Here is a 22,734-nt window from a genome sequence, read left to right as displayed (position 1 = left end):
TAACGTGCGCAAACATTCCGACTCGAATACCGAGGAAGCGTCGCATGAACCGACACCCGCTCGTTGCCACCGTTTCGCTTGCCGCTTTGATGCCGTTGGCCGCCCAGGCGGCCAACGAGGCCACGCCTGACGCGGTCGTTTCGCACTACGCCGACATCGCCCACGCCACCTACCAGGATTCGCTGACCGCGGCGAAAACGCTCAACGAGCGCATCGATGCGCTGCTGGAAAACCCCACCGTCGAGACCCTGGCCGCCGCTCGCAAGGCCTGGCTTGCCGCCCGGGAGCCCTATCAACAGTCCGAAGTGTTCCGCTTCGGCAACGCCGTGGTCGACGACTGGGAAGGCCAGGTCAACGCCTGGCCGCTGGACGAAGGCATGATCGACTACGTCGAGACCGACGACTACCAGCATGAGCTGGGAAGCGAGGGCGCCACCGCCAACATCGTCGCCAACGACGCCGTCACCGTGGGCAGCAAGGACGTCGACGTAAGCGAGCTGACCCCCGAGGTGCTGGCTGATTTGAACGAGATCGGCGGCTCCGAGGCCAACGTCGCCACCGGCTACCACGCCATCGAGTTTCTCCTTTGGGGCCAGGACCTCAACGGCTTTGACGCCGGCAGCGGCGACCGCCCGGCAAGCGACTACGCCGCCGGCGACGACTGTACCAACGGCCCCTGCGACCGCCGGGGCAAGTATCTCGACGCCGTATCCGACCTGCTGGTCGAAGACCTTGAGTGGATGACCGGGCAGTGGGCCGAGGACCAGGACGACAACTACCGCGCCGAGCTGCTCGCCGAAAGCGACGAAGAAGGCCTGCGCCGCATCCTCTTCGGCTTGGGCTCGCTGTCCCTTGGCGAGCTTGCCGGCGAGCGCATGAAAGTCGCGCTTGAAGCCAACTCCTTTGAAGACGAGCACGACTGCTTCAGCGATAACACCCACAACTCGCACTACTACAACGGCCAGGGCATTCAGAACGTCTACACCGGCACCTACGAGCGCATCGACGGCAGCGTCGTCTCCGGCCCGGCCGTTGCCGACCTGGTGGAACAGGAAAACCCTGAGCTTGCCACCACCCTGCGCGGCCAGCTGGAAACCAGCATGGACAAGCTTAACGTGATCAAGCAGGCCGCCGAAGCCGAGCAGTCGCCCATGGCCTTTGACATGATGATCGCCCCGGGCAACGAAGAAGGCAGTGCGATGATCAACGACGCCATTCTTGCGCTGGTCACCCAGACCGCCTCGCTGGAAAAGGCCGCCGGCGCGCTTGATGTCACCTCGCTGCAGCCGGATACCGCCGGCCACCGCTTCTAGGCGCCGCCTGACTCCCGCTTACTGACAACCGCCCGGTGGCCCCGCCGCCAGGGCGGTTTTTGCCGTCAAGGCCTATACCTCCTGCGAGACAGCCCATGACACCGCACTCTCTGACGCTTCTGGCCGGGCTTGCGCTATCCGGCCTGACGCTCGCCGCCCCCGCTTCCGCTGCCGACGCCGACAAGGCCGGCGGCTACCCGCTGCAAAAGGCGCGGCTCTCCGGGGGCGCCGGCTCGGTGGAGCAGTTCGACCACAACGCCTACTCGCTGCCGCTGGACAACCTGGCGATGACCAAGCGTCTCGACTTCAGCGTGGGCAACAGCTTTTTCCGCAACCCCTGGGTGGTGGCGCCGTCGAGCACCACCGCCCGGGACGGTCTGGGGCCCTTGTTCAACACCAACAGCTGCCAGGGCTGCCACCTGAAGGACGGCCGCGGCCACCCGCCCGAAGGCGACGAGACGCCCATTGCGCTGTTTTTGCGTCTCTCGCTGCCCGCCGACCGGGGCGACGAGAAAACGCTCAGGCAGCTCGGCGTGGTGCCGGTGCCGAGCTACGGCCGCCAGCTGCAGACCGCCGCCATCCCCGGCGCCGAGCCCGAAGGCAAGCTGGTCATCGAGCACGAACCCCGCGAGGTAGCGCTTGAAGGCGGCGAAACGGTCACGCTTCAGGCCCCGCGCTACCGCATCGATAACCCGGCCTACGAGGGGCTTCCCGAGGATCTGGAAACCTCACCCCGGCTGGCCCCGACCATGGTCGGGCTAGGGCTTCTATCCGCCGTTCCCGAAGACGACCTGCTGGCCGCCGCTGACCCGGACGACGCCGACGGCGACGGTATCTCCGGCCGGGTCAATCATGTCTGGGACGAGCGCCGCCAAAAGACCGTGGTGGGCCGCTTCGGCTGGAAGGCCGGCGAGCCCAGCGTCGAGCAGCAGAGCATGCACGCCTTCGCCGGCGACATGGGGCTGACCTCGAGCCTGGCGCCGGCCACCGACTGCGCCGCCGCGCAGAGCTGCGATGAATTCGAAAGCGGCGGCGAGCCCGAGGTCAGCGACAAGATCGCCGACTTCATCACCTTCTACGCCGAAAGCCTGGCCGTGCCCATGCGCCGGAACATGGGCGACGAGGCCGTGGCCCAGGGTGCCAAGCAATTCAACCGGCTGGGCTGTGCGGCCTGCCATACCCCGCGCCAGCAAACCGCCGACGACGCGTCGCGCGCGGCGCTTGCCGGCCAGACCATCTGGCCCTACACCGATCTGCTGATTCACGACATGGGCGAAGGCCTGGCGGACAATCGCGCCGAGTTCGAGGCCTCCGGGCAGGAATGGCGCACCCCGCCGCTGTGGGGCATTGGCCTTGCGCAAACGGTAAACCCCCGAGCGCGCTTTTTGCACGACGGCCGCGCCAGAACGCTACAGGAAGCGGTTCTTTGGCACGGCGGCGAGGCCGAAAACGCCCGGGAGCAGTATCGTCAGCTGCCAAAAGACAAGCGCCAAAGCGTGCTGCGCTTTCTGGAATCTCTGTAACCCCCAGAGCCATTGCAGTTGGAGATAACCAATCGAACCGGGAGCAGGTTAAAGAGAGGGTTCTACGCCATGGATGGCGTAGGTAGCTTCCAGGGACGGATCCATAGCGCCCTCTCGGCGACCTGTTACCGGTTCAATCAACGTAATTAAACCAACTGCGATAGCCCTGCTTTAACTGTCCCCCTTTTTATCAAGGAACCTGCATGGCTCATCCAAGCTCTCTATATCGCGCCGGGCTGGCCGCTGCGCTGCTGCTGGCCGCCGGCACGGCCGGCGCCGACCCGTCCACCCCGCGCGAGCATTGGCACCAAAGCGCCGCGCAGCAGTACGCCGCGTTGACCGACGCCGCCGAAACCCTCGAGCAGGGCGCAGCCGACTACTGCGCCAACCCAGACGACGAGGCCCGCGCGGAGCTCGAAACCGAGTGGCTTGCCGCCTACCGGCGCTGGCAGGCGGTACGCTATATCCAGTTCGGCCCTATTGAGCAGCAAAGCCGGGGCTGGCAGCTGCAGTTCTGGCCCGACGGTAAAAACCTCGTCGGGCGCAAGGTCAAAACCCGGCTGAACGCCGATACGCCGGCGACGCTCGAGGACGTGGAGCAGGCCGGCGTGGCGCTGCAGGGCTTTCCCGCCCTTGAGTACCTTTTGTACGACGACGCCATGGAGAGCGATGCGCTTAAAAGCCCCAACGCCTGCGGGCTTTACCAGGCGGTGAGCACTAATCTGGTAAGCGTCACCCGGGCGCTGGAAGACGACTGGCAGGCGTTCGGCGAGCACTTTGTCGAGACCGACAGCTACACCCATACGCTTTTGCAAAGCGCGATCCAAAGCGTGGAGCTGCTGGAGGAAAAGTGCCTGGCAAGCCCCTTGGGGCTACGCGGCAAGCCGGCCAACCGCTATCGCGCTGAGGCCTGGCGCAGCGGCGAAAGCGTGGCGCTGATGCGGGCAAGCCTTGAGGGTCTGAAAGATGGCCTGATGCGGGGCTTGACGGCGCTGCTCGAAAGCCGCGGCCACGCCGAGCTTGTGCAAAAGCTGGAAAAGCAGATGAACGAAGTCATCGCCCGGGCAAATACGCTGCCCGACGGCCTGGCTCCGGCTATCGAGGACGAGGCCTCTGACCTTGATAAAAAAGCCGCCTTTGCCGACTTCCAGGGCTTTTACGTCCAGGTAAGCCAGCTGCGTCGGCTGCTCGCCCGGGACGTCGCCGCCGCCACCGGGCTGCGCCGGGGCTTTAACTCAAGCGACGGAGACTGAACCATGGCCGTCAATCAATCACGCCGCCGCCTGCTCGCCGCCGGTGCCGGGGCGCTCGCGCTGCCGGCGCTTCCGTCTATTGCCTGGGCGCTGCCCGGGCGGGAAAGCGCCGACTGGCTGTTCAGCGCGGTGGATGACGCTAAGGGCCGCCACTGCATCGCCGGCATTACGCCAAACGGCGAACGCCACTTTACCCTAAGCATTCCCGAGCGCTGCCACGGCGGCTGCCTGTCGCCCACGGCGTCCCGGGCGGTGGTGTTTGCCCGCCGGCCGGGGCAGCACTTCTACGTGGTGGACGGCGAGGCGCAAGAGGTGAGCCATCGAGTCGCCGCCGGCGAGGGCCATCATTTTTACGGCCACGGCGTGTTCGAGCCCACCGGACGCTACCTTTACGTCACCGCCAACCGGCTGGAAGACGCCATGGGGCTTATCCGGGTCTACGACGCCGAGGACGACTACCGCCACCGGCGCGATATCGAGCTTGACGGCATCGGCCCCCACGAGATCCGCCTGCTGCCCGACGGCAACACTCTGGCGGTGGGGCTTGGCGGTATCAAGACTCACCCGGACTACGGCCGGGTCAAGCTCAACCTGGGTGAGATGGACCCGGCGCTGTTGCTGGTCAACCGCCACAGCGGCAAGGTCACCGCCCGCCACCGTCCGACCCACCACCAGCTCAGCTGCCGGCACCTGGACGTCGCCGCCGACGGCACGGTGATCGCCGGCTATCAGTTTCAGGGGCCGGAATGGGAAACCCACCCGCTGCTCTGCCGGCTGGGGTCTGACGGCACCTTTAGCGAGCTTTCGCTTGATGACGCGCTGACCGCGAGCCTTCAGCAGTACACCGCAAGCGTCGCCGTTAGCCGAAGCCGGCCGCTGGCGCTGGTGACCGCCCCCCGAGGCCACAAGGTGCTGCTGCTCGACCACCAGAGCGGCGAGCTTTTGGCCGCATACACCCTGCCCGACGCCGCCGGCGCCCGCTGCGACGGCGCGGGTGGCTTTATGGTGTCGTCCGGGCGCGGCGGGCTTTACCGCATTACCCCGGGCGATCCCGAGGCCAAAGCGCTTGCCGATTTGCCCCTGCACTGGGACAACCACCTGACCTGATCCCGCCTTTCTTCCTCCCTCCGACCTCGCCGAGGCGTCAATCGTCCGCCGGCTGCTCGGCCAGCTGGCGGCGGATAAGATCGCCCAGCCGTCGCGCCGGCTCCGAGGGGCGGTGGGGCGCCCAGTGCAGCGCCAGCTCAATGCTCGGCAGCGCCGGCAGGCCGCTCGACTCATCCAGCGGCTTGAGCATGGGCGTGAGCATGCTGCGGGTAATCACCACGATAGCAAGGCCCGCCATTACCAGCGGCGCAAGACCGCTCATGGACTGGCTGGTATAGGCCACCTGCCACTGCCGCCCGGCGGCTTCCAACGACTGCTCGGCCACCTCGCGAAAAACGTCCGCCCCGCGGGAATACAGCGCCAGCGGCAGCGGATCGCGCAGCAGCGGCTGGTGCTGCAGCCCCACCGCCCAGAGAAGCGGCTCCCGACGGATTACCTCGCCGCCCGGCGAGTTGCGCTGGCGGGTGACCAGCACTAGATCCAGCTCGTCGCGTTTCACCCGGGTCACCAGATCCGCGCTGGTGCCGCAGATCACCTCCAGCGTCACGCCAGGATAGAGCTGATGAAAGTAGCTGAATACCGCCGGCAGCAGCAGCGCGTAGTCTTCGGGGATCCCCAGACGCAGCCCGCCGCTCACCTGGCGGGCCTGCATGTCCTGCCAGGCGTCGTCGTTCACCGCCAGCAGGCGCCGAGCGTGGGTCAGCAGCCGCTCGCCTTCGGCGGTCACCTTGAGCGTGCGCCCCACGCGCTCGTGCAGCGTCACGTCGAGCTGCGCTTCCAGGCGCTTTAGCTGCATGCTCACCGTGGACTGGGTGTAGGACAGCCGCCGCGCCGCGGCGGTAACGCTGCCGGTATCGGCCACCGCCACCAGGGTACGCAGCAGGGTGAGATCAAACGTAGGGGCACGCATGGTGTCTCCTGGTCAACAAACATCACAAAGCTTGATCAATACTATCAAAAACTATCGATTTTATGATGTTTTCTTCAGGGCTATGCTACGAGAGTAACGTTCAAGGCAAGGAGCTTTCGTATGCATCAAATTCATCTCTTTACGCTTCGTCATTTCAGCGTTGCCGCTGCGTTAGTTGCCGTTGTGCTCTGGAGCTCTGCCCCGCTGCTGGCCGAGCAGGCGCTTGACCTTGCCCCGCTGCCACTGGCCGCGCTGACGCTGCTGGCCGGGGCGCTTGCTACCCTGCCGCTCACCCGGCGCGAGCCCACCGGCCACCTGAGCCCGAGCTGGCGCGCGGCTATCTGGCTTGGGCTTCCGCTGCTGACCACCGGCGCGGTGAGCAGCTACTTCATCGGCATGCGCCTGGCGCCGGCGTCAGACGCGGCCCTGATCACCTACACCTGGCCGGTGCTGTTTATCCTGCTCAGCCAGTGGCTCACCTTCGGCAAAGTCCGCTTTGCCAGCGTGCTGGGGGCCATGATTGCCTTTGCCGGTGCCGCCCTGCTGATGGTCCCCGAAGCGGGCAGCGGCCAGAGCGGCTCGCTCGCCGGCTACGGCTTTGCCCTGCTGGCGGCGGTGTGCTGGGCGCTGTATTCCTGGCTCTGCCAGGCCACACCGGTCACGCTGACGCCTTTGATGCCGCGCATCCTGCTGATCGCCAGCGTCATTACCGCGGCGGCAGCGCTGCCGTTTGCCCAAGGCAGCTTTACCCTGCCCGACCACGGCACCCTGCTGGCCGGCATCGCCATCGGCCTGGGGCCGTTCGGCATCGCCATGGTGGCCTGGGACAAGGCCCTGCGGTTGGGCAAGGCGAGCGTCATCGGTAGCCTGGCCTACGGCGTGCCGGTGCTGGCCGCGGCGTTTCTGGTGCTCGCCGGCATGAGCGTGCTCGACTGGCGCCTGCCCATTGCCGGGGCGCTGGTGGTCGGCGGCTGCCTGCAGGCGAGCCGCCGCTAGTTCGGCTTTCGAGACGCGGGGCGGCTGCCGCGACGTGAAGCGCTGCGGGCCGCCGAGTAGCGGCGCAGGGCATAGAGCAGCACAGCCCCCAGCGCCAGCCCGCCCAGCGCCCAGAGTATGTCGCTATGATCCTTGGCGGTAGCCAGCGCCCCGAGCTGGCTGCCCAGCAGCGTCACCCCGGCAAGCCCGGGTACGATACCCAGGATCGAGCCAAACATGTACTCGCGAAATCGCAGATGAAAGGCGCCAGCCATCATGTTGGTCAGGGTAAAGGGCGCCAGCGGCAGCAGATTGACGATGACCATGGCGCGCACGCCGCGCCCGGCCAGATAGCGCGACAGGCCGTTCAGGCGCCGGCCGCCGTAGTGCAAAAGCGCCTCCCGCCCCAGCCAGCGCCCCACCGCGTAAGACACCACGGACGAGCACAGCGTCCCCAGAGCGGCATAGGCAAAGCCCCACAGCGGGCCAAACGCCAGGCCGGTGACCGCTACCAGAATACTCAGCGGAAACATCACCAAAAGCGCTGCCACGTAAACCCCGGCCACGGCGATAAACGCCCAGGGGGCATCTCGCCACTGCGGCGTAAGCGCCACCCAGTCGCGCACCCGCGACACCGTCAACACGTCGTGCATCGCCAGCCATTGCCACAGCCCGGTAAGCGCCAGCAGCAGCAGCAGCGTACCCAGCGCGATGGTGAGCGATCGTTTCATGGTGTCTCTACCTCAGTGGCCGTGGCGTGGATCGCCGGGGCCGCCCGCAGCGGGCAAGCCCACGGCATTTCATGCTATGTTTTGCGGCATTATCTGCCCGCTCGAGGAGACCCAAGCGCGTGCGACGCCAGCGACTCATCCCGTGGATTTTCTATCTTAACCTGACGCTGATTGCGGCTCTGCTGGGCTACAAGGTGTATCTCAATTTTTTTGAGCAGAATTTTGCCGCCAACCATGCGGTCCAGGTCGAGGAAATAGAAGCGCTGCTGGATAACAAGGCGCACTACCGCTTTGCCGTGCTGGGCAATATCAACAATTCCGTGGGGATTTTCGAGCGCAAGATCGTGCCGCTGCTCAACGACGGCAACTACGACTTCGTCGTCTCGGCGGGCAATGCCGTCTCCAGCGGCGGCGAGGACAAGTACCGAGCGCTGTTTGGCACCCTTTCCCGGCTGGACATGCCCTACCTGCTGACGTTTGGTCCCCACGAAGAAAGCCGCATCGGCGGGTTCCGCTTCTACGACCACTTCGGCCCCTACCACTTCAGCTTCGCCGCCGGCAACACGCGCTTTACCTTCCTCGACAGCACCGGCACCACCGGCTACGGCTGGCAGCAGCGCTGGCTCGACGAGCTGCTTGGCACCTCGCGCGCGGCCAACCACTTCGTCTTCAGCGCCTATCCGCTGTATCCGGTGGACTATTCCGGCCTGTTGCGCCTGGACGACGACTACCTGTTTCCCGACTCCCTGCGCCGGGCCTTTACCCGGCTGATGGAAGACGCCGGCGTCGACGCGGTGTTCTCAAGCGAACTTGCTCTGTTCGACCGCCAGACCCACAGCGGCACCGACTACGTGGTCACCGGCGGTGCCGGCGGGCTGGTGCTCAACCGCGGACGCAGCCGCTACCACTTTGTCGCCGTGGAGGTGGACGGCGAGCGCGTTACCATCGAGGAAAAGCCCCTGGATATCGGCCAGCACCCGTTCTGGCGCACCGTCGAGAGCCTGTGGTTTTTCATCTATTCGCTGTTTTACGTGGGCTACCTCAATTTCATTCTGCTGGTGGCCGTACTGGTGGCCGTCGCGCTCTGGCTGCACCGGCGGATTTTCACCGAACCCGACTACTACCCGGACTTTGACATCGACCCGGACGCCGACGACGGCACGCCCCTGCGCACGGCCATGTTCACCAACAACTACCTGCCGTTCATCGGCGGCGTGCCCATTTCCATCGAGCGCCTCAAGCGCGGGCTTGAGGCCCTGGGGCACCCGGTCATGGTGGTCGCCCCGCGCTACGGCAGCCCGCCGGCGGAAGGCGAAGACGACGTGCTGCGCCTGCGCTCCCTGCTACCGCTGGGCAAGCACCAGGAGTTTCGCCTGGCCAATATCTTCAGCCCGCGCATGGCGTCCCGGGTGCGCGCCTTTACCCCGACTCTGATCCACGTCCATCACCCGTTCTGGATCGGCCGGGCCGGCCAGCTGCTCGGCCGACTGCTCGGCGTGCCGGTGGTCTACACCTACCACACCCGCCTGGAGCACTACGCCCACTACGTGCCGCTGCCCGGGCCGCTGTTTCGCAACTTCATCTCCCACGCGCTGGTCAAGCGCTTTGCCAACGGCTGCGACGTCGTCATCGTGCCGACAAGCTCGGTGGAAGAGTACCTGCGCCTCATCGGGGTGAAAAAGCCGATTTTCGTCCAGCCTACGGGTATCGAATACGAGCGCTTTGCCCGTGTCGACGCCGAGGCGGTGACGGCGCTCAGGGCGCGCCACAGCCTTGCCGGCAAGCGCGTGCTGGTGTCGATTTCACGCCTGAGCCAGGAGAAAAACGTCGACTTTCTCCTCGACGGCCTGCGCCTTTTGCACGATAGCGGCGAGCACGACGCCCACCTGCTGCTGGTGGGCGAAGGCCACGACCGCCGCCGCCTTGAAGCCCGGATTGACGCGCTCGGCCTCACCGAACACGTCACCCTGGCCGGTGCGGTGCCCCCGACGGAGATTCCGCTGTACTGCCACGCCGCCGAGCTGTTCGTCTTCGCCTCGCGCTCGGAAACCCAGGGCATGGTGGTGCTTGAGGCCATGGCCGCCGGCCTGCCGGTGGTGGTGATCCGCTCAAGCGGCATCGAGGATATCGTCAGCCAGGGCAGCAACGGCCACAAGACACCGCCTGACCCCCAGGCCTGGAGCCGGGCGGTGGCCGAGCTACTGAATGATGCCGACAAGCGCCGGCGCATGGGGCGCCAGGCGGCGGACTTTGCTGCCGGCCACCGCATCGAGCACTTCGCCCGGAGCGTGCTTCGCGCCTACCGCTACGCGCTGGCCGTCAAGCGCAAGCGCGATCGCGATCACCGCGGCTCGGACAGCAGCCGCTAGTCCGCTTCGGAGTCGGCGGCAATACGGAACCAGACCGCATACAGCGCGGGCACAAACAACAGCGTGATCAGCGTGCCCGCGGCCACGCCGCCGATGAGCACAAAGGCCAGCGGCCCCCAGAAGCTGTCCAGGGTCAGGGGGATAAAGGCAAAGATCGCCGCCAGCGCGGTGAGCACCACCGGCCGGGCGCGCTGGACGCCGGCCTCTACCACGGCGTCGTGCAGCGCCATGCCGTGCTGCTGATTGTCCGCCACCTGCTGGGTCAGAATCAGGGTGTTGCGCATGAGGATGCCGGCAAGCCCAATAAGCCCCAGCATGGCGACAAAGCCGAAAGGCTGGCCAAACAGCAACAGCGCTCCCACCGCGCCGATCAGCCCCAGCGGAGCCGTCGCCACCACCATGAAGGTCCCGGCGAAGGAGCGCATCTGCAGCATGATGAACGTCAGCATGAGAATGACCATCAGCGGCTGCAGCACGGTGATCGAGGCCTCGGCCTTGTCCGACTGCTCCACCGAACCGCCGATCTCCAGCCGGTAGCCCTCGGGCAGGCCGGCGCGCAGCTCGGCAAGCGACGCCCAGACGTCACCGCTGACGTCCTTGGCCTGGGCCCCTTCCACCTCGGCGTAGACCGCCACAAACGGCTCGCGGTTGTAGCGCTTGATCACCGGCTGCTCGAACGACACTTCCAGCTCGCCCAGCTGAGCCAGCGGCACGCGCTTGCCGTCCCGGGTCTGCACCTCGAGGCTTTCCAGCGTTTCCACGTCGCTCGCCGCCGCGCGGCCCACGGCCGGCGCCAGGCGAATGCCGTCGCGCAGCTGGGTAATGGTGACGCCGTCGAGCTGGAACTGCAGCTGGCGTGCCACGTCGTCCGGGGAAAGCCCCAGCAGGCTCAGCCGGTGGCTGTCCATGCCTAAGCGCACTACCGGCACCCGGCCGTCCCAGGCCAGGTGCGGGTCCCGGGTCGCCGGATGGTGCGCAAAGACGTCGCGCACGTCGTGGGCGATATCGCGCAGCCGGTCGGGCTCGGGCCCCAGCACGCGCACGCTCACCGGCCACTCCACCGGCGGGCCGTAGAGCAGGGTTTGCACCCGCACCCGGGCCTCGGGAAACTCGCCGTCATCGACGTGCTGATTCAGCGTCTCGATCAGCGCGTCCCGGGCCTCGATATCATCGGCTACGGCGATCAGCTCGGCAAAGGCCGGGTTGGGCTGCTCGGGGCTTGCGGAGATGAAAAACCGCGGCGCGCCGCGCCCTACGTAGGCGGAAAGCGAGGCTACGCCGTCGGCCTGATCCACCAGCGTTTCCAGCCGTTGCGCGGTGGCGTCGGTGGCCTCGATGGAGGTGCCTTCGGGATGGTCGATGCTCACCAGCACCTCCAGGCGGTCGGAGCTGGGGAAAAACTGCTGCTCCACCGGCCCGAGCATACCCAGGATAGCCAGCAGCAACAGCGCCAGAGTGCCGCCCACCACGGTTTTGCGATAGCGCACGCAGGCGCTAACGCCCCGCCGCAGGCGGCGATAGTGGGCAGACTGGTAGGCGTTTTCCTCGGTAGTGGCGTTTTTATGCCGCGCGGGCATCAGCTTGACGCCCAGATAGGGGGTGAACACCACCGCCACCAGCCAGGACAGCGGCAGCGCGATGGCCAGCACCCAGAAGATATTACCGGCGTACTCGCCGACGTTGGAACGGGCAAAGCCGATGGGTACAAAGCCGGCCACGGTGACCAGGGTGCCGAAAAGCATCGGCGCGGCGGTGACTTTCCAGGCGTGGGCGGCCGCGTTCACACGGTCCCAGCCCTGCTCCATCTTCACCATCATCATCTCGATGGCGATGATGGCGTCGTCCACCAGCAGCCCCAGGGCGATAATCAGCGCGCCCAGGCTCACCCGGTCGAGGTTGATGCCCATAGCCTTCATCACCACAAAGGTCATCGACAGCGTCACCGGAATGGCGATGCCCACCACCACGCCGGCGCGAAGCCCCACGGCGATCATGGTCACCAGCATGACCACCACCACCGCGACGAAAAACTTCACCTGGAAGAGATTGACCGCTCCGGCGATGGCGTCGGCCTGGTTGGTCATCACGTCAAGCGAAATGCCCAGCGGCAGGCGCGCGCGCTCCCGGGCCCAGAAGTCGTCCAGCCGCTCGCCGAGCTCCAGGCCGTTTTCGCCCTCGCGCATGACCACGCCCAGCAGCAGCGCGTCCTTTTCAAAGGCGCGCACCATGAAGTCCGGCGGGTCTTCATAGCCGCGCGACACCTCGGCGATATCGCCCAGGCGAATCAGCTCGTCGTCGATGCGCAGCGGCACGTCGGCAAGCACCTCGGGGTCGGAGACGTCGTTGCCCAGGCGCAGATATACCCGGGGCCCGGCAGTTTCCAGATAGCCCGCGGGCAGCAGCTTGTTATGCGCCTCGATAGCGTCAAACACGTCCTGGGGGGCGATCCCCAGGCTCTGCAGCCTGCCGATGTCAAAATCGATCTGCACGCGCTCGTCGCGCTCGCCCAACACCTCGGCGCGGTTGACCCCCTCCACTCGCTGCAGGCGGTCGCGGATGCCCTCGGTTTCGCGCAGCATCTCGCGCATGGAAAGCTCGGGCGCGGTGAGCGCCACCAGCGAGAAGTAGACGTCGCCGAAGTCTTCGTTGATGATCGGCCCGACCACGCCATCGGGCAGGTCGCCGGCGACGTCCTGCATGCGCCGGCGCACCTGATAAAAGCGCTGGGGAACGACCTCGCCGGGGGTGGATTCCTCGAATTCGATCTGCATGTCCGCCCGCCCCGGGCGAATCGTGGTTTCCACCCGGTCGACGTTATCCACGGCCTGGATCTGCTTTTCCAGCGGGTCGGCGACGTGGTTTTGCACCTCTTCCGGGGTGGCGCCGGGCCACACCGCGGACACCATCATCACGCGCATAGTGAAGTCCGGGTCTTCCGCCCGGCCCATGGAAACGAAGGCGTAAAGCCCCGACGCCAAGGCAATCAGCAAAAAGAACAGCGTCACCGAGCGCTCGCGCACCGCAAGCGCCGACAGGTTGGGAAAGCTCACGGCGCCGGCTCCTCTATCTCCCCTTTCTCTTCTTTCTGCCCTTTCTCTACTACCGCTTCGCGCCTGGCGGCGGCGCTCTGCTCAAGCGCCCTGACCGGCATCCCCGGGCTCAACAGATGGGTGCCCAGCGCAATGACCGCCATGCCTTCCTCCAGCGCCTCGCCGCTGATCAGCGCCCGGTCGCGCCCCACCCGGGCGACGCTTACGTTAAGTGCGCGGGCCTTGCCGTCCACCAGGTGCCACACCTGGGCGCCTTCGCCGCGCTCGTCCACGGCGGCTACCGGCACGCGGTATAGCCGGGGCGAGTCGGACGCCGTCGCCAGCCGGGCGGCTGCGGTCTCAAAGCGGGTTTTGACCACCTCGCCAAGGCCTACTGCCTCGGGAAGCTCGTCTGCCAGCCGGTAGCGCGCCTGCCAGGTACGGCTGGCCGGGTCCACCGAGCCGGAAACCTCGCGGCGCTCAAGAGCAATACGCCGGTCATCCAGCAAAAGCTCGCCGGTGGCCGGCGGGCGCACGTCCGAAGGAAACGCCACCTCGACTTCTCGGGGGCCGGCCTTGGCCAGCCGCGCCACCGGATGGCCGGCGTCCACTACCTGACCCGGCTCGCCGCTGACCCGGGTGAGCAGGCCGTCGGCTTCGGCGCGCAGGGCGGCGTGCTCAAGCGCGGTTTTTGCCTGCTCCACCCGCGTGCGGGCGGCCGCCTGCTCGGTGTCGGACTGCTTGGCCGAGAGCTTGGCGCGATCAAACGCCTGGCGGCTGAGATAGTCGCGCTCAAACAGCTTGCGGTCGCGCGCTAGATCAGACTGAGCGACCGCTGCCGAGGCGCTGGCCGAGGCCAGCTCGGCCTGGGCGGCGGTCAATGACTGGCGCAGGTCGCTGTCGTCGAGGGTAAAAAGCACGTCCCCCTGGGCTACCCGCTGGCCCGAGTCCACTCGGCGGGTGACGATCTGGCCGCTGACCCGAAACGCCTGGGGCGTTTCGTAACGGGCGCGAACCACCCCGGTCAGGCGGATAACGGGCGCGGTCACCGCGGCGACCGGTGCGGTCTTGACGCGCCGGACAGCGGCATCGCCACCGTTTGTCGTCGCATCACCGCAGCCCGCCAGCAGCAGCGCGGCACACAAAAAAGCAGCTAGTTGGCGCATGGAAATCTCTCGGGGCTGGCTTGAGTCGAAGGCTCAAGAATAAATCAAACGCTTGTTTATTGACATGCTCAAGGGCCATACCCGGCCGGGCAAGTCAGGCGCACGCCCGGGGTGGTTCGAAGATAAAAGCCTGGCCGGAATCGGATAGCACTTTGAAGTAGTACTTTGCAGTAGCACCTTGAATACCCCCGGGCTCGCCTGCATATCCTAGCCAAACTTCCCATTAAGTAGAGAGTCGCCATGTCGATTATTGATCCGCGTACCGGCGAGGCGCTGACGGCGCCGGTTGACCAGACCACGACGGCACCCGCCGACGCCGCTGCCCAGCCCGGCGCCCAGCAGGGCGAAGCGGCCGAAGTGCGCCCGGAGGACGTGATTATCGACGCGGACGCCGGCAATATTCAGCAGATTCTGGAAGCCTCGATGCGGGTGCCGGTGCTGCTCGACTGCTGGGCGCCCTGGTGCGAGCCGTGCAAGACGCTGACGCCGGTGCTGGAAAAGCTCGCGGTGGAATACGGCGGCGCCTTTATCCTGGCCAAGCTCGACGTCGAGGCCAATTCGGATATTTCCGGCCAGCTGGGCGTACGCTCGGTGCCCGACGTCAAGCTCGTAAGCCAGGGCGGGCTGGTCGACAACTTTACCGGCGCGCTGCCGGAGAAAGAGATCCGCGAGTGGCTCGGCCGCTATTTTCAGCCGCCGGAAGACGCTCCGGCAAGCCCCGAGGAGCTGGCCGAGGCCGCCCTTGACGCCGGCGACGCGGCCACCGCCCGGGAGATCTATCAGACCCAGGTGGAGCAGTATCCCGAGCACTACGCCTACCAGGTCAGCCTGGCCCGGGCGCTGGTCGCCGAAGGTCGCGCCGAAGAGGCCCGCCGCGTCATCGACAACCTGCCGCCGGAGGAGCGCGACGCCGCGCCGGCCCGGGGCGTGCGCTCAAGCATCGAGTTTGGCGACCGCGCCCTGCCCCACGCAGAGATCGAGGCGCTAGGCGAGCGCGACGACAGCGAAGCCCGCTTCCAGCGCGCCCTGCGCCAGCTCGCCGACGGCCAGTACGAAGCCGGGCTCGAGGGCCTTCTGCGCCTGATGCAAAGCGACCGCGGCTACGGCGACGACGCCGCGCGCAAGACGCTGCTGCAGGTGTTCGACGCACTGGGCGCCGAGCATCCGCTGACCGTGGCCTACCGCCGCCGGCTGTTTGCGCTGCTTTATTAAGCGTTAAGCGTCAGCCTTGAGCAGCGTATCCATACGCTCGAGGGCGGCTTCCAGCTCGGCGGCCGTAGTGCCGAAGTTGAGGCGTACAAAGCCGGGATTGCCGAAATCCGCGCCGTCAGAAAGCGCCACCCCGGCGCGCTCTAAAAGCGCCTTCTGTGGCGTTTCACCGAGGCCCGCGTCACGCATGTCAAGCCAGGCGAGGTAGGTGGACTCGGGCGCGCTCATGCTCACCCCGGGCCAGCGGGCGACGTACTCGGCAATCCGCGCGCGGTGGCCGCGCAGGGTATCAAGCAGCGCCTGGCGCCATGGCTCCCCCCTGGCGTAGGCCGCCTCGGCCGCGCTCAGGCCCAGCACGTTGCACTCGGGCACCAGCCCCGCTGCCGCGGCGCTGAAGCGCTGGCGCAGGGCCGGGTCGGGAATCACCGCGCAGGCCGTGGAAAGCCCCGCCAGATTGAAGGTCTTGGACGGCGCCCAGAGCGTCACTGTTCGCGCGGCAAGATGGGGGTAGGCCGCCGCCAGCGGCCGGTGGCGCGCGCCTTCGTCGAGCAGCAGGTCGCAGTGTAGCTCATCGGAGACCACGTAGAGGTTGTGGCGCACCACCAGCTCGGCCAGCCCGGAAAGCTCGTCGTCGCGCCACACCCGCCCGGTGGGGTTGTGCGGCTGGCACCACAGCAGCAGGCGGGTTTCCGGGGTAATCGCGGCTTCCAGGGCCTCGAGATCCAGCCGCCAATCGCCGCCGGGCGCCTGCGGCTCGGCAAGTGCGGCCTGCTGAGCCAGCCGCCCGGTATGCTCCGCTACGCTCAAAAACGGCGGATAGATGGGGGTGACGGTCAGCACGCCGTCGCCGGGGTGGGTCAGCGCCAGGCTCGCCAGGTGCAGCGCCGGCACCACGCCGGGCAGCCACTGCTGCCACTCGGGCTCGATGGCCCAGCCGTAGTGGCGCCGGCTCCAGTCGCACAGCGCCGCTTGCAACCCGTCAGGCACATGGGCGTAGCCGTAAACGCCGTGGGCCACGCGCTGCTCAAGCGCGTCGATGACCGCCGGCGGCGAACGAAAATCCATATCCGCCACCCAAAGCGGTAGCACATCGTCGCCGTAGCGATGCCATTTTTTGGACGACCAGCCGCCGTCGGGGTGGCGCCGCTCGATCGGCGTGGCAAAATCAAACGCCATGTTAGCCCTCTGCTGTTGTGTATCGCTGATGCCCTGAATCACCAACAAGGATTACCGACAAGGATCACCGACATGCGTCATCATGGGAGTATCATCGTGCCCGCAGCATGCCGCGGCGACCGGCGCCGGGCAACCCGAGGAGTCAAGAACGCTCAGGAGCCATCCGTATGGCCATTCGTTACAACCTCTGGCTGGATCCGGATAATACGGCCCAGCACCGCGCCATGGAAGCCGAGCTGGAGCGCTATTTCATGGCGCGCTTTGCCGACTACCCGCATATCTCTCTGGCCGATGACGACCCCTACGACTATGATGCGCCGTTCAACCGGCTCTACGACGTGCTGTTCGCCCGTGCCGCCGAGCACTGCGAAAGCCACTGGGGATATGTGGCTACGCCCGCCCAGCTCAGCCGCTGCTTCTTCCGCGCCGTGGGCCGCTCCAACAAGATCCTGACCGACACGCCCGGCTAGCGCTGCCTTACTGCGCTCGGCGAGTGCCCATACGCCACGCTCAACCCATACGCCCCGCAAGAGATACCGCCATGCTGATCCGAACCGCGCACGCCCCCTCGGCGTCCGAGCTTGATATCATCACCTGCCAGCTGGGGCGTGCGCCCCGCGGCCTCGAGGCCATTGCCGCGGTGGACGGCGAAGGCACGCCGCTGGCCCTGCGCATGGCGCCGATGGTCAACGACGCGCCGTTTCCCACGCTCTACTGGCTGTGCAGCGGGCAGCTGAAAGTGGAAATCTCGCACCTGGAAGCCGCCGGCGTGATCAAGCAGCTGGAGCAGCGGCTCCAGGAAGACGCCGATTTTCTCGCCGCCTACCATCAGAGCCACCGCGACTACGTGGCCGAGCGCTGGTCGTGGATGAGCGAGGCGCAAAAGGCCGAGGTGGCCCGCCGAGGCTATACCCAAGTGCTCACCGAACGCGGCGTGGGCGGCATCAGCAACTGGGACCAGGTGCGCTGCCTGCACACCCAGTACGCCCACCACTTGGGCAGCCACAACGTTATCGGCCAGTGGCTGGACGATACCTATCAGCTGGATCGCTGCCTGCCCTGAGCGCTTGCGTCCCTCTACCTACCCACAAAACTGATACGACAAGGATTCCGGCATGGCACGTTTTTGCGCTTATCTTGGCTCCCGCCCGGGCAACCACCCCGCCTTTCGCCAGGCGGCGATAACGCTAGGCACCGCTATCGCCCGGCGCGGCCATACGCTGGTCTACGGCGGCGCGCGCATCGGCCTGATGGGCGAGCTTGCCAACGCCGCGCTTGACGCCGGCGGCGAGGTCATCGGCGTGATGCCCGACCACTTGGTGGAGCGCGAGCAGGCCCACTTCGGCCTGACCGAGCTTATTCGGGTGCGCGACATGCACGAGCGCAAGGCCACCATGGCCGCCAACGCCGATGCGTTCATGGCGCTGCCCGGCGGCATCGGCACGCTCGAGGAGCTGTTTGAAATCTGGACCTGGAGCTATCTGGGCCTGCACGACAAGCCGCTGGGCGTGCTCAACGTCGAAGACTTTTATACCCCGCTGCTGACCTTTCTCGACGCGACCGCCGGCCACGGCTTTTTGAACGCAGCGACCCGCAAGATGCTGCTCGACGCCGACGCGCCCACGACGCTGCTTGACGCCCTGGAAGGCCGGCTGCAAGGCTAAAGCCCCGTCCACAAGGAGTTTGCCATGTACGCCGTTAATTTCAGCCAGAAGCAGGCCCGCTGGCAGTCAGTGCCCGACCTCGCCCCGCCTGGGCCGGGCGAGGTGCAGATCCGGGTCGCCTACGCCGGAATCAACCGCGCCGATCTGATGCAGCGCGAAGGCAACTACCCGCCGCCGCCGGGCGTCACCGACGTCCCCGGCCTTGAGGTCAGCGGCACAATCGCCGCCGCCGGCCCCGGCGTCGATTCGCTGGCCGTCGGCCAGGACGTGTGCGCGCTGCTGGCCGGCGGCGGCTATGCAGAATACGTCAACGTCGACGCCCGTCAGGCGTTGCCGCTGCCCCAGGGACTGTCCCTGCGCGAGGGCGCCGGGCTGCCCGAGGTCTTTGCTACCGCCTGGCTCAACCTGTTCATGGAAGGCCGCCTGATACAGGGCCAGCGCGTGCTGCTCCACGCCGGAGCCAGCGGCGTGGGCCGAGCGGCGATTCAGCTGTGCCGGGCTTTCGGCCATCCCTGCTTTGTCACCGCCGGCAGCCAAGCGAAGCTCGACGCCTGCTCCGCGCTGGGCGCTGAAGCCGGCTTCAATCGCCACGACGGCAGCTTTGTTAGCGCGGTAAAAGCCTGGGACGGCGCCGACGTGATCCTGGATCCGGTAGGCGCAAGCTACCTGTCCGACAACCAGCGCGTGCTCAACGCCGACGGGCGTCTGGTGCTTATCGGCCTCATGGGCGGGCGGCACGCCGAGCTGGACATGGGACGGATGCTGATGAAGCGTCAGCGCCTGATTGGCTCTACCCTGCGCGCCAAGTCGTCGGCGGCCAAGGGCGACGTCATGCAGGCGTTATACGCCCACGTCTGGCCGCGGCTGGAGAGCGGCGAGATCAGCGCTCAGGTCGACCGCTGCTGGCCAATCGAGCAGGCCGATGCGGCCCACGCCTGCATGGCCGACAACGCCAACGCGGGCAAGATGCTGCTGGCGGTCAGCGCGTCGTCGTGAGCCTGAGGGTATAGGCGTAGGTCAGCTGCAGCAGGCGGGCGTCGTCGCCGGCGCGATGGCGCTGGATGCCGCGCTCGGCCATCAGCGCCTCTCGGGTCTGGCTCCACAGAGCCAGCTGATCTTCGCTGAGCAGCAGGTGCAGCGCCTCCAGGCGAAACGCCGGCAGCATGCCGGCATGGTGAAACAGCAGCGCAAGCCAGGTGTTATCAAAGCCCCAGCTGTCACTGTATACCTTGTCAAGGCCGCCGAGCTCCTCGTTGAGCCAGACGGCTACCTGGCCTACAGGAAGGCCTTCGCGCGCAAGGCGCGCGCGCGAGATGCCGTGGAGCCGCTCGGCCTTGGGGTCCCAGTGGGTCCACTCCGGCTGGGGACGAATCAGCAGCGCGCAGCGGCTACCGTCGCGGCGGGCAATACCCACCTCGATCGGATAGCTGCCGCGCCCGAAGCCGGACGCTTCGATATCCAGCAGTGTGGGTAGCGTCTCGGTCACGGGCGTTGGCATCCTGTGAAGCGCGCGATGGGGATAAAAAGAGGGGCAGGCCCTCGGGCTTACGCAGCGCCGGCCGGCAGCGAGTCCTCGGCCAGCTGCTGCCAGTATTGTGCCTGTTCGGGGTCTACCGCAAGGCCTAGGTCGCCCTCCCGGTAGGCCTGCATCAGCCGCTCGGCGGCGAGATAATGGCCGGCCTTGGCCGCCCGGGCGTACCAGGTCACGGCGTACTCGTCCCGGCGCGGATACTGCGCGCAGCCGTATTCATAGATGCGCGCCACCTGGTACTGGGCCTTGAGGTCGCCGGCGTGAGCGGCTTCTACCACGTAGCGGGCGCCGCGGGCCTTGTCCTGGGGCGAGGCGCTGCGATGGAACAGCATGTGGCCATACACCGAGAGCGCGTCCGGATGGCCGGCCTCGGCACAGTGCTTGAACAGCCTGAGCGTCAGTCGCTGGGTGCGCTTTGAGCGCGGCAGCAGCCAGCGAGTGTGAAACAGCCTGTCGGCCAGACGATATTCAAGACGCGTAAACAAAGATGATGCCTGCAGCATGGCGAACCACCTTGCCTTCAAGTTGAACCCGGAAAAGCCGCCAACAAAGGGCTTGCGGCTACCCTATTCTGCCATAGTCCGGCCTCTGGCCGGCTAACGGGCTGGCAAGCATACGCCGGGCACGTCAAGGACTCAACCCCCGGCATTTATCGCCTGCCGGCACCGCCGCTATCAGGATAATAGCCCCGGGCCAGGCCGAGGCCTGATAGCATAACGCCAAGCGTTTACTGCTTTCTTCAACGGTTCACGGAGTGCCCATGCTAAGCGTTGTATCCCCTGCCAAAAAGCTCGACTTTGAGACCCCGGCCACCACCGCCGAGCACAGCCAGCCCGACTTTCTCGACCACAGCCAAACGCTGATCGATATCCTGCGCGAATATTCACCGCAGCAGATCAGCGAGCTGATGAGCATAAGCGACAAACTCGCCGGCCTCAACGCGGCGCGTTTTGGCGAATGGCATACCCCCTTTACTGCGGATAACGCCAAGCCAGCCGCCCAGGCGTTTCAGGGCGACGTCTATGCCGGCCTGGCGGCGGCAAGCTTCAGCGACGCCGACAACCGCTTTGCTCAGTCGCATCTGCGTATCCTCTCGGGGCTTTACGGGCTGCTGCGCCCGCTGGATCTCATCCAGCCCTATCGTCTGGAAATGGGCACCAAGCTGGCCAACCCCGCGGGCAAGGATCTCTATGCGTTCTGGAAGCCCACCGTTACCCGAGCGCTGGATGACGCCATTGCCCAAAGCGGCTCCAAAGTGCTGGTTAACCTGGCCTCCAACGAGTATTTCAAGGCCGTGGATCACCAGGCCCTTGATGCCCGGATCGTCACGCCGGTGTTCAAGGACGAGAAAAACGGCCGCTACAAGATCATCAGCTTTTACGCCAAGAAGGCGCGGGGGCTAATGAGCGCCTGGATGATCCGCGAGCGGCTGGACGACGCCGAGGGGCTCAAGGACTTCAACGTCGCCGGTTACGGCTTTGATGCGGCGGCGTCAGAAGGCAATACCCTGGTGTTTACCCGGCGCGAAGAGGATCGTCCCCGAGGGTAGCGGCCACGGCTAGAAAAACGTCAGCGGGCGCGCCGAGCGCTGCTTCAAAAACCGCCGGTGCGCCTGGCTGAAGATCTGCGTATCGCAGCGCTCGATCCACTCATAGGCGGCCATGTCCGCCGTGATACTTACTGCGCCGCCGGTAACGGCGCGCTCCCTGGCAAGCCAAGCCTCATCCGGCCGACGGCTTGCCGTTGCCTCGCTCAGCCAGTAAACACGGTAGCCTGCCGCCAGCAGCCCAAGCGCCGTTTGCAGTACGCACACGTGCGCTTCGCTACCGCAGATCACGATTTGCGATGCATCCGCTGCCGCCAGGGCATCGCGAAAGCCGGCGTCCTCCATGGCGCTGAAATGCTGCTTGTGGAAAAGCTCGTAGTCTCCCAGGACATCCAGCAGTTCGGGTGCGCTCGCGCCGATTTTTTCCGGTGCCTGCTCGGTCACCCAGACCGGCACGCCAACAAGCTCTGCCACACCGGCCAGCCAGCCGGCCTCGCGTACCGCCTGCATCCCACCATCCACTACCGGTAGCAAACCGGCCTGCAGGTCAACGATCAGCAACAGGCTATCCTTACGATTCAGGCGCATATCGAACTCCGCTGACAGGCTCGAACCAGCGTGCCGGGCAGGCCGGTCGTCGCCAAGAGACAAAAAAAGCCACTCTGTAAGCGGCTTTTTCCTTCAACACTTTCCCTCAACGTTTCTTCAAGAACGTCAGGGTTAAAAGCCGTTAGGCAAAGCGTTATTCGGCCGCGTCTTCAGCCGAGTTTTGAATCTCGTCACCGGCCTCTTCCAGGCTTTCCCCGGCGTTTTCCATGCTTTCATCGATGCTTTCACCGGCTTCCTCCGCCGGGCCCTGATCTTCGCATGCCGCCAGACCGCCCGCCATCATCAATATGCCAAGCACTACCGCCAGTTGCTTCATCGTTACCTTCATAACCTGCTACTCCTTCGGGCGTTAAAAACAATCCGTTTGATGAACCTCTCTTGAAAGATACCAGAGCGCGCCTGAAGCGTCATGCCACCCCTGATGCTTTCATATTACCTGCACCGCCTTTCCTTGCGCGCGACTCCCCGGGGGTAGCTCTGCTGCACGCACCGACCAACCACGAGATGGCCACGCTTCGCTCGCCATGACCCAGGGGGTCGCGATGACGTGGCGGGTGCGGTCCTCACAGCCCGCTACCGTCGTCGCGAGGCGTTTTAACGCCGTGGCGATCTCGTATGGGCGG

The 22,734-nt window shown here is 66.1% G+C and carries 21 protein-coding genes; 12 read left to right on the top strand and 9 right to left on the bottom strand.

Annotated features, from left to right (window positions below; genetic code table 11):
- Nucleotides 1–44: 44 nt before the first annotated feature.
- The 4 genes from RS027_RS09450 to RS027_RS09435 all read left to right on the top strand — a co-directional run bounded on the left by RS027_RS09450 (nt 45) and on the right by RS027_RS09435 (nt 5,196).
- Complete coding sequence (locus tag RS027_RS09450; RefSeq protein ID WP_311956406.1) at nt 45–1,313, top strand: imelysin family protein; 1,269 nt, start codon at nt 45–47, stop codon at nt 1,311–1,313.
- Between the two features lie 95 nt (nt 1,314–1,408).
- Nucleotides 1,409–2,836, top strand: coding sequence for a di-heme oxidoreductase family protein (locus tag RS027_RS09445; RefSeq protein ID WP_311956405.1), 1,428 nt, complete (start codon nt 1,409–1,411; stop codon nt 2,834–2,836).
- Nucleotides 2,837–3,039: 203 nt separating this feature from the next.
- Entirely contained in the window at nt 3,040–4,089 is a 1,050-nt protein-coding gene (locus RS027_RS09440; RefSeq protein ID WP_311956404.1) for an imelysin family protein, read from the top strand.
- 3 nt (nt 4,090–4,092) lie between these two features.
- Nucleotides 4,093–5,196, top strand: a complete 1,104-nt coding sequence (locus RS027_RS09435; RefSeq protein ID WP_311956403.1) for a DUF1513 domain-containing protein — start codon at nt 4,093–4,095, stop codon at nt 5,194–5,196.
- 37 nt (nt 5,197–5,233) lie between these two features.
- Here RS027_RS09435 and RS027_RS09430 read toward each other — a convergent pair whose 3' ends face one another.
- A complete protein-coding gene (locus tag RS027_RS09430) occupies nt 5,234–6,106 on the bottom strand; it encodes a LysR substrate-binding domain-containing protein (RefSeq protein ID WP_311956402.1) in 873 nt (290 codons plus the stop codon).
- A 120-nt stretch (nt 6,107–6,226) separates the two neighbouring features.
- Here RS027_RS09430 and RS027_RS09425 point away from each other — a divergent pair, with 120 nt between their 5' ends.
- The gene (locus tag RS027_RS09425; RefSeq protein ID WP_311956401.1) at nt 6,227–7,102 is read left to right on the top strand and encodes a DMT family transporter; all 876 of its coding nucleotides are present in this window, start codon (nt 6,227–6,229) and stop codon (nt 7,100–7,102) included.
- Here the strand turns inward: RS027_RS09425 and RS027_RS09420 are convergent.
- Nucleotides 7,099–7,812, bottom strand: a complete 714-nt coding sequence (locus tag RS027_RS09420; protein WP_311956400.1) for a TVP38/TMEM64 family protein — start codon at nt 7,810–7,812, stop codon at nt 7,099–7,101. The two genes, RS027_RS09425 and RS027_RS09420, sit on opposite strands and share 4 nt — an antisense overlap.
- 119 nt (nt 7,813–7,931) lie before the next feature.
- Here RS027_RS09420 and RS027_RS09415 point away from each other — a divergent pair, with 119 nt between their 5' ends.
- On the top strand, nt 7,932–10,181 hold the full coding sequence (locus RS027_RS09415; RefSeq protein ID WP_311956399.1) for a glycosyltransferase: 2,250 nt from the start codon (nt 7,932–7,934) through the stop codon (nt 10,179–10,181).
- Here the strand turns inward: RS027_RS09415 and RS027_RS09410 are convergent.
- Nucleotides 10,178–13,231: an efflux RND transporter permease subunit gene (locus RS027_RS09410; RefSeq protein ID WP_311956398.1), complete on the bottom strand. Its 3,054-nt coding sequence runs from the start codon at nt 13,229–13,231 to the stop codon at nt 10,178–10,180. The two genes, RS027_RS09415 and RS027_RS09410, sit on opposite strands and share 4 nt — an antisense overlap.
- On the bottom strand, nt 13,228–14,376 hold the full coding sequence (locus tag RS027_RS09405) for an efflux RND transporter periplasmic adaptor subunit (RefSeq protein ID WP_311956397.1): 1,149 nt from the start codon (nt 14,374–14,376) through the stop codon (nt 13,228–13,230). Before RS027_RS09405 ends, RS027_RS09410 begins: the two co-directional genes overlap by 4 nt.
- A 240-nt stretch (nt 14,377–14,616) precedes the next feature.
- On the opposite strand from RS027_RS09405, the gene RS027_RS09400 reads away from it, so the two are divergent.
- A complete protein-coding gene (locus RS027_RS09400) occupies nt 14,617–15,588 on the top strand; it encodes a tetratricopeptide repeat protein (RefSeq protein ID WP_311956396.1) in 972 nt (323 codons plus the stop codon).
- A gap of 3 nt (nt 15,589–15,591) precedes the next feature.
- Here RS027_RS09400 and RS027_RS09395 read toward each other — a convergent pair whose 3' ends face one another.
- On the bottom strand, nt 15,592–16,761 hold the full coding sequence (locus RS027_RS09395) for a MalY/PatB family protein (RefSeq protein ID WP_311956395.1): 1,170 nt from the start codon (nt 16,759–16,761) through the stop codon (nt 15,592–15,594).
- 167 nt (nt 16,762–16,928) lie between these two features.
- On the opposite strand from RS027_RS09395, the gene RS027_RS09390 reads away from it, so the two are divergent.
- The 4 genes from RS027_RS09390 to RS027_RS09375 all read left to right on the top strand — a co-directional run bounded on the left by RS027_RS09390 (nt 16,929) and on the right by RS027_RS09375 (nt 19,421).
- Nucleotides 16,929–17,231 carry a hypothetical protein gene (locus RS027_RS09390; RefSeq protein ID WP_311956394.1) on the top strand — a complete coding sequence of 101 codons (303 nt, stop codon included), beginning with the start codon at nt 16,929–16,931 and terminating at the stop codon, nt 17,229–17,231.
- 71 nt (nt 17,232–17,302) lie between these two features.
- A complete protein-coding gene (locus tag RS027_RS09385) occupies nt 17,303–17,824 on the top strand; it encodes a DUF501 domain-containing protein (RefSeq protein WP_311956393.1) in 522 nt (173 codons plus the stop codon).
- Nucleotides 17,825–17,876: 52 nt separating this feature from the next.
- Nucleotides 17,877–18,425 carry an LOG family protein gene (locus tag RS027_RS09380; RefSeq protein ID WP_311956392.1) on the top strand — a complete coding sequence of 183 codons (549 nt, stop codon included), beginning with the start codon at nt 17,877–17,879 and terminating at the stop codon, nt 18,423–18,425.
- Between the two features lie 24 nt (nt 18,426–18,449).
- Nucleotides 18,450–19,421: an NAD(P)H-quinone oxidoreductase gene (locus tag RS027_RS09375; protein WP_311956391.1), complete on the top strand. Its 972-nt coding sequence runs from the start codon at nt 18,450–18,452 to the stop codon at nt 19,419–19,421.
- Here RS027_RS09375 and RS027_RS09370 read toward each other — a convergent pair.
- Nucleotides 19,405–19,911 (bottom strand): 3'-5' exonuclease, encoded by a 507-nt coding sequence (locus RS027_RS09370; protein ID WP_311956390.1) that lies wholly within the window; start codon nt 19,909–19,911, stop codon nt 19,405–19,407. The genes RS027_RS09375 and RS027_RS09370 overlap by 17 nt on opposite strands.
- A 59-nt stretch (nt 19,912–19,970) precedes the next feature.
- On the bottom strand, nt 19,971–20,459 hold the full coding sequence (locus RS027_RS09365) for a tetratricopeptide repeat protein (RefSeq protein WP_311956389.1): 489 nt from the start codon (nt 20,457–20,459) through the stop codon (nt 19,971–19,973).
- Between the two features lie 257 nt (nt 20,460–20,716).
- On the opposite strand from RS027_RS09365, the gene yaaA reads away from it, so the two are divergent.
- Nucleotides 20,717–21,505, top strand: a complete 789-nt coding sequence (gene yaaA / locus RS027_RS09360; protein WP_311956388.1) for a peroxide stress protein YaaA — start codon at nt 20,717–20,719, stop codon at nt 21,503–21,505.
- 9 nt (nt 21,506–21,514) lie between these two features.
- Here yaaA and RS027_RS09355 read toward each other — a convergent pair whose 3' ends face one another.
- Both RS027_RS09355 and RS027_RS09350 read right to left on the bottom strand, forming a co-directional pair.
- Entirely contained in the window at nt 21,515–22,090 is a 576-nt protein-coding gene (locus RS027_RS09355; protein WP_311956387.1) for an isochorismatase family protein, read from the bottom strand.
- Between the two features lie 154 nt (nt 22,091–22,244).
- Nucleotides 22,245–22,439 carry a hypothetical protein gene (locus RS027_RS09350; protein ID WP_311956386.1) on the bottom strand — a complete coding sequence of 65 codons (195 nt, stop codon included), beginning with the start codon at nt 22,437–22,439 and terminating at the stop codon, nt 22,245–22,247.
- Between the last annotated feature and the right edge of the window lie 295 nt (nt 22,440–22,734).

Source organism: Halomonas garicola (assembly GCF_031935715.1).
Lineage (GTDB): Bacteria > Pseudomonadota > Gammaproteobacteria > Pseudomonadales > Halomonadaceae > Vreelandella > Vreelandella garicola.
This window is presented reverse-complemented; position numbering and strand designations above follow the sequence as displayed.